Below are 12042 nucleotides of genomic sequence, written 5' to 3' on the forward strand. Positions count from 1 at the left end.
AGTACGGCATGAACTAATCTCGATTAGCTAATTGCTTGTTTAAAAAGGCGCTACTCGGCATGGGGAAGCGCCTTTTTTATACGCCTCTTTTGTGGAGCTGATATGAACTCACGATGTGAACCACACTACTTTGGTGATGAATCCGCGTCGATCATCCACGGAGATGCGCTGACAGAACTCAAGAAACTCCCCGCTGAAAGCGTCGATTTAATCTTTGCCGACCCGCCTTACAATATCGGAAAGGATTTTGACGGGATGGTCGAGTCCTGGGACGAAGACATCTTCCTGGGCTGGCTGTTCGCGTGCATTGAGGAGTGTCATCGGGTGCTGAAAAAACAGGGCACGATGTACATCATGAACAGCACCGAAAACATGCCGCATATCGATCTCAAATGCAGAACGCTGTTTACCATCAAAAGCCGGATTGTCTGGTCTTATGACAGTTCAGGCGTGCAGGCGAAGAAATTCTTTGGCTCAATGTACGAACCGATCCTGATGATGGTCAAAGATGCCCGACAGTACACTTTCAACAGTGACGCTATTCTGGTTGAGACCAAAACCGGTGCGAAAAGAGCGCTGATTGACTACCGTAAAAACCCACCACAGCCTTACAACACGCAAAAAGTTCCGGGCAACGTCTGGGAATTTCCCCGCGTGCGTTATTTGATGGATGAATATGAAAACCATCCGACGCAAAAACCTATCGCCCTGCTAAAACGGATCGTTTTGGCCTCCTCCAATCCTGGCGATACGGTGCTGGATCCCTTCGCCGGCAGCTTTACGACAGGTGCTGTGGCCGTGGAATCGGGACGTAAATTCATCGGTATTGAGGTCAATAATGAGTATGTGAAGATGGGGCTCAGACGGCTGAACATCAGCTCACACTACTCCGCGGAAGAGCTGACGAAAATCAAAAAGAGAAAGACGAAAAACCTGTCGAAAAAGAGTCGAACGGCGTCAGATGTGGTGAAGATGACAGTAAAGTAAAAGCATTGTAAGCCTGCTTTTCAGGACGCATTTTTCGTGTATATTTCCTGCACGCTTGGGCATGAATACACAGGATTTGGCAATGATTCGTAAGTATTGGTGGCTGGTTGTTTTTGCGGTCTCCGTGTTCCTTTTTGATGCGTTACTGATCCAGTGGATTGAACTGATCACCACAGAAGTCGATAAATGCCGCAATATGGATTCTGTCAATCCGCTCAAGCTGGTCAACTGTACCGAATTACAATAGCGTGTCATTGATAGACAGCAGAAATGATTATAGGGTTTCCGATGTTAATTGCATGACATATCCATCAGGAATTAACATCCTTAATACATTATCCACCAGCGCCGGTGCCTGCTGATAAAGATCGTAGCGGGTAGAATTCATCAACCAGTTTTTCACGATCCCGCTAAAACTACCGTGAATAATAATTAACACAACGTCTAAATCCAGAGTTCTGGAAATTAACCCTTCCGTCATACTCGCTTGCAACGCGTCGCGTAGTCCCCTCTGGCTAAACCCAATTTTCTCGCGTATTTCCTGTTCTGATATCATCCCCTCATGAAATTCACATTTATGATATAAAATTTGCAGCAATGCCTGCTGCCGGGGAATTTCCGCGATATATTGCAATCCGGCAATTAACTTTTCGCGCAACCGCTGCAAGGGATTATCGCAGTCATGCAAAGCTAACCGGTCCTGAATAAGATCACGTAATGGCGGTTGCTGTTGCCAGAGTTCATTGAAGAGCTGCGTTTTGTTGTCAAAATGCCAGTAGATAGCCCCCCGTGTGACCTGGGCCGCGTCGGCAATGTCGTTAAGCGTCGTGTTGCCAACGCCTCGCGTGGCAAACTGGATGATTGCAGTCTCAATCAAATGTTGTCGCGTTTTTAACGCTTCGGCTTTTGTTCTTTTAGCCATAAGTTATCGTTTCAGGAGCAGGATAAAAAACAGAAATATGGCAATTCACAATTGCCGTTCAAAAAGAACTGTATCACCCCATCCGTTCAGAGATGAAATAAAAGCGAATTTCCTCAGCACAAAACATTCAATCAAATAACCCCCACAAATAAAAACCAACAAAAACATTCATACAACAAATGTACATTTCCAAATATATTAGCCAGCAACAAGGTATGACAAAGAAAAACAAAATGAAAAGATAAAGCCATCACTTTTTTGTTTTTACGTGCCGTAGACCCGGCCATAAAATAACTATCGCTTACATCGCACGCTAATAATTTGTAGGATAGCCAACTATTATTTCTTCGTGCACGTTATCGCCTTACCGTTATCCGGTAAATAACGAGCTATAGGTTTTTAAGGAACAGTAATGACGAAACATGCCAGGTTTTCACTCCTGCCCTCATTTATCCTCATCTCTGCTGCGTTGCTTGCCGGTTGTAACGATCAGGGAGATAAGCACACTCAGACAACCGAACCGCAGGTGACCGTTCATGTAGTTACCGTCGCGCCATTAGCAGTAACCACCGAACTGCCAGGACGCACCTCGGCATTCCGCATTGCGGAAGTTCGTCCACAGGTCAGTGGTATTGTTCTCAAAAGAAACTTCACCGAGGGCAGCGATGTTCAGGCCGGGCAGTCCCTGTATCAGATTGATCCTGCCACTTATCAGGCAGATTACGATAGCGCGAAAGGGGAACTGGCGAAAAGTGAAGCAGCCGCCGCCATCGCGCACCTGACGGTTAAGCGCTATGTTCCGCTGGTAGGGACAAAATACATTAGCCAACAGGAATACGACCAGGCGATTGCGGATGCGCGTCAGGCCGATGCGGCAGTCATTGCCGCACGAGCCGCAGTTGAGAGCGCACGTATCAATCTTGCTTACACCAAAGTCACCTCGCCGATCGATGGTCGTATTGGCAAATCCAGCGTGACGGAAGGCGCGCTGGTCACCAACGGCCAGGCAACAGCACTGGCTACCGTGCAGCAACTCGATCCTATCTATGTCGATGTCACACAGTCCAGCAGCGACTTTATGCGGCTGAAGCAGTCCGTTGAACAGGGCAGCCTGCATAAAGACAGCGCCAGCAGCAGCGTCCAGTTGGTGATGGAAAATGGTACGGCGTATCCCCTGAAAGGGACATTGCAGTTTTCGGATGTCACGGTGGACGAAAGCACAGGCTCCATCACCCTTCGCGCCGTCTTCCCTAACCCACAGCACACTCTGCTGCCGGGGATGTTTGTTCGCGCTCGCATTGACGAAGGCGTTCAGCCCAACGCTATTTTGATCCCCCAGCAGGGCGTAACACGTACGCCTCGTGGCGATGCAACGGTACTGGTCGTCAATGACCAGAGCCTGGTTGAGCCACGCGCCGTTGTCGCTTCGCAGGCTATCGGCGACAAATGGCTGATTAGCGAAGGCCTATATCCAGGCGATCAGGTGATTGTCAGCGGATTACAAAAAGCCCATCCCGGCACGAAAGTGAAAGCTACCACGGATGCCAATACTCCTGCGGCAAAAGCGGCGCAATAAGGTAACCGAACATGGCAAATTTCTTTATCAGGCGTCCTATTTTTGCCTGGGTTCTGGCCATCATACTGATGCTGGCGGGCGCTCTGGCGATTATGCAACTGCCCGTTGCGCAATACCCGACTATCGCGCCACCAGCGGTAGCCATTTCCGCGAACTATCCAGGGGCAGATGCGCAAACGGTGCAGGATACGGTGACTCAGGTTATCGAACAGAATATGAACGGTATCGATAACCTGATGTATATGTCCTCCACCAGCGACTCTGCGGGTAGCGTGACCATTACGTTAACCTTTCAGTCCGGAACCGACCCGGATATTGCCCAAGTGCAGGTACAGAACAAACTGCAGCTGGCGACGCCATTGCTGCCTCAGGAAGTTCAACAGCAAGGGATTAGCGTAGAAAAGTCGAGCAGCAGTTTCTTGTTGGTGGCGGGGTTTGTCTCTGACGATCCGCAAACGACCCAGGACGATATCTCCGACTACGTCGCCTCAAACGTAAAAGATACGATCAGCCGCCTGAACGGTGTAGGTGACGTCCAGCTGTTTGGCGCACAGTACGCGATGCGTATCTGGCTGGATGCGAATCGGCTGAACAAGTACCAGCTCACGCCGGTCGATGTGATCAATCAACTAAAAATACAGAACGACCAGATCGCAGCAGGTCAGTTGGGCGGAACGCCTGCTCTACCGGGGCAGCAACTGAACGCCTCTATCATTGCGCAGACGCGACTGAAAGATCCTGAGGAATTCGGCAAAGTCACATTACGGGTAAACAGCGATGGCTCTGTCGTTCGCCTTAAAGATGTCGCTCGTATCGAGCTGGGGGGAGAAAACTATAACGTTGTCGCCCGAATTAACGGTAAACCGGCTGCGGGTCTGGGGATCAAACTGGCGACCGGGGCCAACGCTCTGGATACCGCCAAAGCGATTAAAACCAAACTCGTTGAGCTGCAACCCTTCTTCCCGCAAGGGATGAAAGTGGTTTACCCGTATGACACCACGCCGTTTGTGAAGATCTCCATTCACGAAGTGGTAAAAACACTGTTCGAAGCGATCGTCCTGGTCTTCCTCGTGATGTATCTGTTTTTACAGAATATCCGCGCAACGCTCATTCCGACGATTGCGGTTCCCGTTGTGCTATTGGGTACATTTGCCGTGCTCTCGGCGTTTGGCTACTCGATCAACACCCTGACGATGTTTGGGATGGTGCTGGCGATCGGCCTGCTGGTCGATGACGCCATTGTGGTAGTGGAAAACGTTGAACGTGTGATGATGGAAGAACAGTTGCCGCCCAAAGAGGCAACCGAGAAATCCATGTCGCAGATCCAGGGGGCGCTGGTTGGGATCGCGATGGTGCTGTCTGCTGTCTTCATCCCGATGGCCTTTTTTGGCGGCTCCACCGGGGCTATTTATCGCCAGTTTTCCATCACGATTGTGTCGGCAATGGCGCTTTCGGTTCTGGTGGCATTGATCCTGACGCCGGCACTTTGCGCAACGCTGCTAAAACCAGCGTCCGCCGAACACCACGAGAAGAAAGGCGGATTTTTCGGCTGGTTTAATGCCAAATTTGATCTCAGCGTTAACCACTACACCAACAGTGTCAGCGGCATTGTGCGCAAAACCGGACGCTACCTGCTCCTTTACATCCTGATTGTTGTCGGAATGGGGGTACTGTTTTTCCGTCTCCCCACTTCCTTCCTGCCTGATGAAGATCAGGGCGTATTCATGACGATGGTTCAGCTACCCGCAGGTTCAACCCAGGAACGAACCCAAAATGTATTGGATCAGGTCACCCATTACTACCTGACTCACGAAAAAGCGAACGTTGAAAGCGTGTTTACGGTCAACGGTTTTAGCTTTAGCGGCCAGGCGCAGAACGCGGGTCTGGCCTTCATCAGCCTGAAGCCCTGGGATGAGCGTAGCGGCAAGGAAAACAGCGTTGAAGCGGTAATTGCGCGTGCAACTCGCGCGTTCAGCCAGATCCAGGATGGACTGGTCTTCCCCTTCAACATGCCGGCGATAATTGAACTGGGCACCGCGACGGGTTTCGATTTTGAACTGCTTGACCAGGGGGGGTTGGGGCACACAGCGCTAACATCAGCACGTAATCAGTTAATGGGTATGGTGGCTAAGCATTCCGATCTGCTGGTCCGTGTTCGACCTAACGGCCTGGAGGATACCCCTCAGTTCAAGCTGGATGTCGACCAGGAAAAAGCACAGGCGCTTGGCATTGCGCTGTCAGACATTAACGAAACCATCTCTGCGTCGTTAGGCGGCAGCTATGTTAACGACTTCATTGACCGCGGACGAGTAAAGAAAGTGTATGTTCAGGCAGATGCGAAATTCCGTATGCTGCCAGAAGATATCAATAATCTGTACGTTCGTAGTGCTAACGGCGAGATGGTCCCTTTTTCAGCCTTCAGCTCAGCCCGCTGGGTGTATGGTTCTCCGCGCCTGGAACGCTTCAACGGTATGCCATCGATGGAGTTGTTGGGTGAGGCTGCCCCCGGTCGAAGCACCGGTGAAGCGATGGCCATGATGGAAAGTCTCGCGTCAAAACTGCCTAATGGTATTGGTCATGACTGGACGGGGATGTCATATCAGGAACGTTTGTCCGGCAATCAGGCGCCGGCACTGTATGCTATCTCGCTGATCGTCGTGTTCCTCTGTCTTGCCGCGCTGTATGAAAGCTGGTCCATTCCGTTCTCGGTGATGCTGGTGGTCCCGCTCGGCGTGGTGGGTGCCCTTTTGGCCGCTTCCCTGCGTGGGCTAAATAACGACGTCTATTTTCAGGTCGGACTGTTAACCACGATTGGGCTTTCCGCGAAAAACGCCATTCTGATCGTGGAATTTGCCAAGGATCTGATGGAGAAAGAAGGTCGTGGCCTGATCGAGGCAACGCTTGAGGCTGCGCGCATGCGCCTGCGCCCTATTCTGATGACCTCACTCGCCTTCATCCTCGGCGTAATGCCGCTGGTCATCAGTCGCGGGGCAGGGAGTGGCGCCCAGCATGCAGTCGGAACCGGTGTGATGGGAGGGATGCTGACAGCAACGCTGCTGGCTATCTTCTTTGTCCCGGTGTTTTTTGTGGTCGTCAGAGGCCGGTTTAACAAATCCCAGCGTTAATGTGTAAATTAAGGCGTCTACGGACGCCTTTTTCCTTCAGGTATCTTTCTTTATTTATTAAACAGATAGTCATTTGCACTGCGGAATACTAAATTCACTCCTTCATTATTTTTACAATTCACATGAATTGAGATTATTCCATATGCCAATCTTTTTTTAAGCGGTGGTAAAATTCATTTCGTATTCGCAAAGCAGCATTCCCTGTTGCTGCATTTAGCGGAACGCTTATTTTTGAGGTAACACCATGAAAAGATTAATTCCAGTAGCATTGCTCACTGCATTGCTGGCGGGCTGTGCACACGATTCCCCCTGCGTTCCGGTTTATGATGATCAAGGACGTCTTGTTCATACCAACACCTGTATGAAAGGGACGACTCAGGATAACTGGGAAACCGCAGGCGCCATTGCTGGCGGGGCCGCAGCGGTTGCAGGCCTGACGATGGGGATCATCGCACTGTCAAAATAACATTCTCAGAGCGCGGTACTTGCCGCGCTCTTAGCCTAAGAATACGGTTTTTCATATCATTCAATGTGTTGAAAAATACGTGTTCTAATACATTTTAATAATCAATAACGTCCACCCCTTTCTCTTTTCGCATTTATCTTTCAATACTCACGCTCTCGATATTCACGCCTGAAATCGTTATTTCATTTTGCGAGCATTATTTTAAATATTTTGCTCCAAAATGTGGCTTACGTTTCAATTTCGCACCATTTCAGGGCGCTACTTTTATTTTTTCCTGTCTACACTCTGCTTATTGCGTCGGATATTCACGCGCAAAACCTGGCATTACCTTTGCTTAGAAGAGTATGGCCAATGCCACAGACAGGTTAAAGACGTTGCAGAACGTCTCTCTATAACAATAATTTCTTTGCCACACAGGATGCATTATGAAAAAGATGATGATAGCCACACTGGCTGCGGCCGGTGTGCTGCTTGCGGTTGCCAATCAGGCACATGCGGGAACCACGCTGGATGCTGTAAAAAAGAAAGGGTTCGTACAATGCGGTATCAGTGACGGTCTTCCCGGTTTTTCTTACGCTGACGCAGACGGGAAATTCTCCGGGATAGATGTGGATGTTTGCCGTGGTGTTGCCGCCGCCGTCCTGGGAGATGATACAAAAGTAAAATATACCCCTCTCACCGCAAAAGAACGCTTCACCGCATTACAGTCTGGCGAAGTCGATCTTCTCTCCCGTAATACGACCTGGACCTCCTCACGTGATGCAGGAATGGGCATGTCCTTCACTGGCGTTACCTATTACGATGGCATTGGCTTCCTGACCCACAACAAAGCGGGTCTGAAAAGCGCGAAAGAGTTAGATGGTGCCACCGTTTGTATTCAGGCGGGAACAGATACGGAACTGAACGTGGCGGATTATTTCAAAGCCAACAACATGAAATACACCCCGGTGACTTTTGACCGCTCAGATGAGTCGGCAAAAGCGCTGGAGTCCGGACGTTGCGATACCCTCGCCTCTGACCAGTCCCAACTGTATGCCCTGCGCATCAAACTCAGCAACCCGGCTGAATGGCTTGTACTGCCAGAGGTGATCTCGAAAGAGCCGCTGGGGCCAGTTGTTCGTCGCGGTGATGACGAATGGTTCTCTATTGTGCGTTGGACGCTGTTTGCCATGTTGAATGCCGAAGAGATGGGCGTGACATCGAAGAATGTCGATGAGAAAGCGGCGAACCCTGCAACACCAGATATGGCGCACCTGCTGGGCAAAGAAGGCGACTACGGCAAAGATCTGAAGCTCGACAATAAATGGGCTTACAACATCATCAAGCAGGTGGGTAACTATGCGGAGATCTTTGAACGCAACGTCGGATCGGAAAGTCCACTGAAGATCAAACGTGGACAGAACAATCTCTGGAATAACGGCGGCATTCAATACGCACCGCCAGTGCGTTAAGTCGTTGTGATGTAACGGGCGCCGCACTAGCGGCGCTCAGTTCAGAGTTATGGTTACCGAGGCTTTCTTATGTTCCATCGCCGCTCAAGTGTAAAAGGGTCGCTCTCCTTTTCAAACCCTGCGGTCCGCGCCTGGCTGTTCCAGATCCTCGCCATTCTTGCGGTCGTTGCAGTTGCTATCTATCTCATTCATAACACGATTAATAATCTAAGCAGTCGCGGCATTACCTCGGGCTTTGCCTTTCTCGACCGTAGCGCTGGGTTTGGCATCGTCCAGCACTTAATCGACTATCAGCAGGGTGACACGTACGGACGTGTTTTTGTGGTGGGTTTGCTTAACACGCTGCTGGTTTCCGCGCTGTGTATTGTCTTTGCGTCATTTATCGGCTTCTTTCTCGGGCTGGCGCGCCTTTCAGATAACTGGCTACTGCGTAAACTCTCGACGATTTATATTGAGACCTTTCGTAATATCCCGCCTCTGCTGCAAATCTTTTTTTGGTACTTCGCGGTTCTGCGCAATTTGCCCGGCCCACGTCAGGCCGCAAGCGCGCTGGATATGATCTTTCTGAGTAATCGGGGACTTTATATCCCGTCTCCGCAGTTTGGGGAAGGCATACTCGCTTTCGTGCTCTCGGCAGTGATTGCCATTGCGTTGTCCGTGGGTCTGTTCCGCTTCAATAAAATGCATCAGATGAAAACGGGACAACTTCGCAGAACCTGGCCTACTGCATTAAGCCTGATTGTGCTGCTACCGCTCATCGCGCACTGGCTTTTTGGCGCGGCGCTGCACTGGGATATCCCGCAACTACGCGGCTTCAACTTCCGTGGCGGAATGGTGCTCATTCCTGAACTGGCAGCCCTGACACTGGCGTTATCGGTATATACCTCGGCGTTTATTGCCGAAATCATTCGTGCAGGTATTCAGGCCGTTCCCTACGGTCAGCATGAAGCCGCCCGTTCTCTCGGGTTGCCTAATACCGTGACCCTTCGCCAGGTCATCATTCCTCAGGCACTTCGCGTCATTATTCCACCGCTGACCAGCCAGTATCTGAATATTGTCAAAAACTCATCGCTGGCCGCCGCCATTGGCTATCCCGACATGGTATCGCTGTTCGCCGGGACGGTACTTAATCAGACCGGACAGGCCATCGAAACGATCGCCATCACGATGTCGGTGTACCTGATCATCAGCCTGAGCATCTCGCTGCTGATGAACATCTATAACCGGCGAATCGCCCTCATTGAGCGCTAAGGAATCATGATGACAAAAGCACTGCTGTCTCATCCCATGCGCCCGGCCAGTAACGGCCCTGGTCGTTCGATCGTATGGGTACGGAAGAACCTCTTTTCCAGTTGGTCAAACAGCCTGCTGACGCTGTTCTGTCTGTGGCTGATGTGGGAGTTAATTCCCCCTTTGCTGAACTGGGCGTTCCTGCAGGCCAACTGGGTGGGATCCACGCGTGCTGACTGTACCAAAGCGGGCGCCTGCTGGGTGTTTATTCATGAACGCTTTGGACAATTCATGTATGGATTGTACCCACATGATCAGCGTTGGCGTATCAACCTGGCGTTGATCATTGGGTTGGCTTCCATTGTGCCGATGTTCTGGAAAGCGTTGCCGGGTCGCGGGCGTTATATCGTCGTCTGGGCCGTGATCTACCCGATCACTGTCTGGTTCCTGTTGTATGGCGGATTTCTTGGTCTGGATCGCGTTGAAACACGCCAATGGGGCGGGCTGACGCTGACCTTAATCATCGCATCCGTCGGGATCGCGGGGGCACTGCCATTAGGAATTTTGTTGGCACTGGGACGTCGCTCCCACATGCCCGTCGTGCGGATCTTATCCGTCATTTTTATCGAGTTCTGGCGTGGCGTCCCGCTGATCACCGTCCTGTTTATGTCTTCGGTCATGCTGCCGCTGTTTCTGTCAGAAGGAACCAACATCGATAAGCTTATTCGGGCACTGGTTGGCGTGATCCTCTTCCAGTCGGCCTACGTCGCGGAAGTGGTTCGTGGGGGGCTGCAGGCATTACCGAAAGGGCAATACGAAGCAGCAGAATCGCTGGCGTTGGGCTACTGGAAAACCCAGGGGCTGGTCATTCTTCCCCAAGCCCTGAAGCTGGTGATTCCCGGACTGGTGAACACCATTATCGCCCTGTTTAAGGATACCAGTCTGGTCATCATCATCGGTTTGTTCGATCTGTTCAGCAGCGTACAGCAAGCGACAGTTGACCCTGCCTGGCTGGGTATGTCGACAGAAGGCTATGTCTTCGCTGCTCTGATTTACTGGATTTTTTGTTTCAGCATGTCGCGCTATAGCCAGCATCTGGAAAAGCGCTTTAACACCGGGCGTACACCGCACTGAGGATTCTATGAGCCAACTATTAATACAACCTGCCGACGCGATGATTACGCTGGAAAACGTCAATAAGTGGTACGGACAGTTTCATGTCCTTAAGGATATCAACCTGCGCGTTAAACAGGGGGAACGCATTGTGTTATGTGGGCCTTCAGGTTCGGGAAAATCAACCACCATCCGCTGTATTAACCATCTGGAAGAACATCAACAGGGACGAATTATTGTCGATGGTATTGAGTTGAATGAAGATATCCGCAACATCGAGCGCGTCCGACAGGAAGTCGGCATGGTGTTCCAACACTTCAATCTCTTTCCTCATCTGACGGTTTTGCAAAACTGTACGCTGGCACCGATTTGGGTGCGTAAGATGCCGGTAAAAGAGGCCGAAGCGCTGGGGATGCACTACCTGGAACGTGTGCGTATTGCAGAGCACGCACATAAATTTCCAGGGCAGATCTCCGGAGGACAGCAACAACGCGTGGCCATTGCCCGCTCGCTATGTATGAAACCCAAAATTATGCTGTTTGATGAGCCCACGTCGGCGCTGGATCCCGAAATGGTGAAAGAGGTGCTGGATACGATGATTGGCCTGGCGCAATCAGGAATGACAATGCTTTGCGTCACGCATGAGATGGGATTTGCCAGAACGGTGGCTGACAGGGTGATCTTCATGGATCGTGGGGAAATTGTTGAGCAGGCCCCGCCGGATGAGTTTTTTGCACATCCTAAATCAGAACGTACTCGAGCATTCCTGTCTCAGGTGATTCATTAGTCGTTTGCTCTGCCGGGTGACGGCTTCACCTTACCCGGCCTACCGTTTTTTTGGCGTATAAATGCAAAAAGGCCATCCTTTCGGATGGCCTTCTCACTTGTTTGATGTCTGGCAGTTCCCTACTCTCGCATGGGGAGACCCCACACTACCATCGGCGCTACGGCGTTTCACTTCTGAGTTCGGCATGGGGTCAGGTGGGACCACCGCGCTACAGCCGCCAGACAAATTCTTTTCTACTGTGCCGAACTTTAACCTAATTAAGTGGTGCTGATACCCAGAGTCGAACTGGGGACCTCACCCTTACCAAGGGTGCGCTCTACCAACTGAGCCATATCAGCACGCTAAATTTGATGCCTGGCAGTTCCCTACTCTCGCATGGGGAGGC

General features: G+C 51.0%; 10 protein-coding genes, 1 tRNA gene and 1 rRNA gene. 9 read left to right on the forward strand and 3 right to left on the reverse strand.

The genetic code is table 11. From position 1 onward, the window contains the following. The first annotated feature begins 102 nt into the window (after nucleotides 1-102). Both yhdJ and JTI98_RS02770 read left to right on the forward strand, forming a co-directional pair. On the forward strand, nucleotides 103-987 hold the full coding sequence (gene yhdJ / locus JTI98_RS02765; RefSeq protein WP_044327069.1) for an adenine-specific DNA-methyltransferase: 885 nt from the start codon (nucleotides 103-105) through the stop codon (nucleotides 985-987). Nucleotides 988-1069: 82 nt separating this feature from the next. Next, on the forward strand, nucleotides 1070-1234 hold the full coding sequence (locus tag JTI98_RS02770) for a DUF2556 family protein (protein WP_042998358.1): 165 nt from the start codon (nucleotides 1070-1072) through the stop codon (nucleotides 1232-1234). Nucleotides 1235-1261: 27 nt separating this feature from the next. On the opposite strand, the gene envR is transcribed toward JTI98_RS02770, so the two are convergent. Beyond that, nucleotides 1262-1909, reverse strand: coding sequence for an acrEF/envCD operon transcriptional regulator (gene envR, locus JTI98_RS02775; protein ID WP_042998359.1), 648 nt, complete (start codon nucleotides 1907-1909; stop codon nucleotides 1262-1264). Nucleotides 1910-2321: 412 nt separating this feature from the next. On the opposite strand from envR, the gene JTI98_RS02780 reads away from it, so the two are divergent. From JTI98_RS02780 to JTI98_RS02810, 7 genes are all read left to right on the forward strand, one after another. Then, the gene (locus JTI98_RS02780) at nucleotides 2322-3485 is read left to right on the forward strand and encodes an efflux RND transporter periplasmic adaptor subunit (RefSeq protein WP_216081898.1); all 1164 of its coding nucleotides are present in this window, start codon (nucleotides 2322-2324) and stop codon (nucleotides 3483-3485) included. Nucleotides 3486-3496: 11 nt separating this feature from the next. Beyond that, nucleotides 3497-6610 (forward strand): efflux RND transporter permease subunit, encoded by a 3114-nt coding sequence (locus JTI98_RS02785; RefSeq protein ID WP_216081899.1) that lies wholly within the window; start codon nucleotides 3497-3499, stop codon nucleotides 6608-6610. Between the two features lie 244 nt (nucleotides 6611-6854). Then, nucleotides 6855-7076 carry a membrane protein gene (locus JTI98_RS02790; protein ID WP_000825639.1) on the forward strand — a complete coding sequence of 74 codons (222 nt, stop codon included), beginning with the start codon at nucleotides 6855-6857 and terminating at the stop codon, nucleotides 7074-7076. A gap of 425 nt (nucleotides 7077-7501) precedes the next feature. Then, the gene (locus tag JTI98_RS02795; protein WP_042998362.1) at nucleotides 7502-8527 is read left to right on the forward strand and encodes an amino acid ABC transporter substrate-binding protein; all 1026 of its coding nucleotides are present in this window, start codon (nucleotides 7502-7504) and stop codon (nucleotides 8525-8527) included. 69 nt (nucleotides 8528-8596) lie between these two features. Then, entirely contained in the window at nucleotides 8597-9778 is a 1182-nt protein-coding gene (locus JTI98_RS02800; protein ID WP_216081900.1) for an amino acid ABC transporter permease, read from the forward strand. A gap of 9 nt (nucleotides 9779-9787) precedes the next feature. Beyond that, nucleotides 9788-10891, forward strand: a complete 1104-nt coding sequence (locus tag JTI98_RS02805; RefSeq protein WP_044328991.1) for an amino acid ABC transporter permease — start codon at nucleotides 9788-9790, stop codon at nucleotides 10889-10891. 7 nt (nucleotides 10892-10898) lie between these two features. After that, a complete protein-coding gene (locus tag JTI98_RS02810) occupies nucleotides 10899-11657 on the forward strand; it encodes an amino acid ABC transporter ATP-binding protein (protein WP_042324914.1) in 759 nt (252 codons plus the stop codon). Nucleotides 11658-11763: 106 nt separating this feature from the next. Here JTI98_RS02810 and rrf read toward each other — a convergent pair. Together rrf and JTI98_RS02820 are read right to left on the reverse strand one after the other, a co-directional pair. Then, nucleotides 11764-11879 (reverse strand): 5S ribosomal RNA (gene rrf, locus JTI98_RS02815). A 40-nt stretch (nucleotides 11880-11919) separates the two neighbouring features. Continuing rightward, a tRNA-Thr gene (locus tag JTI98_RS02820) sits at nucleotides 11920-11995 on the reverse strand. Between the last annotated feature and the right edge of the window lie 47 nt (nucleotides 11996-12042).

Origin of the sequence: Citrobacter sp. MGH 55 (assembly GCF_016906145.1) — a bacterium.
GTDB lineage: Bacteria > Pseudomonadota > Gammaproteobacteria > Enterobacterales > Enterobacteriaceae > Citrobacter_A > Citrobacter_A amalonaticus.

Coding starts and splice junctions, on each gene's coding strand:
- envR (WP_042998359.1), bottom strand. CDS start 1,909: ATGGCTAAAAGAACAAAAGCCGAAGCGTTAAAAACGCGACAACATTTG.
- JTI98_RS02790 (WP_000825639.1), top strand. CDS start 6,855: ATGAAAAGATTAATTCCAGTAGCATTGCTCACTGCATTGCTGGCGGGC.
- JTI98_RS02770 (WP_042998358.1), top strand. CDS start 1,070: ATGATTCGTAAGTATTGGTGGCTGGTTGTTTTTGCGGTCTCCGTGTTC.
- JTI98_RS02800 (WP_216081900.1), top strand. CDS start 8,597: ATGTTCCATCGCCGCTCAAGTGTAAAAGGGTCGCTCTCCTTTTCAAAC.
- JTI98_RS02810 (WP_042324914.1), top strand. CDS start 10,899: ATGAGCCAACTATTAATACAACCTGCCGACGCGATGATTACGCTGGAA.
- JTI98_RS02795 (WP_042998362.1), top strand. CDS start 7,502: ATGAAAAAGATGATGATAGCCACACTGGCTGCGGCCGGTGTGCTGCTT.
- yhdJ (WP_044327069.1), top strand. CDS start 103: ATGAACTCACGATGTGAACCACACTACTTTGGTGATGAATCCGCGTCG.
- JTI98_RS02780 (WP_216081898.1), top strand. CDS start 2,322: ATGACGAAACATGCCAGGTTTTCACTCCTGCCCTCATTTATCCTCATC.
- JTI98_RS02805 (WP_044328991.1), top strand. CDS start 9,788: ATGACAAAAGCACTGCTGTCTCATCCCATGCGCCCGGCCAGTAACGGC.
- JTI98_RS02785 (WP_216081899.1), top strand. CDS start 3,497: ATGGCAAATTTCTTTATCAGGCGTCCTATTTTTGCCTGGGTTCTGGCC.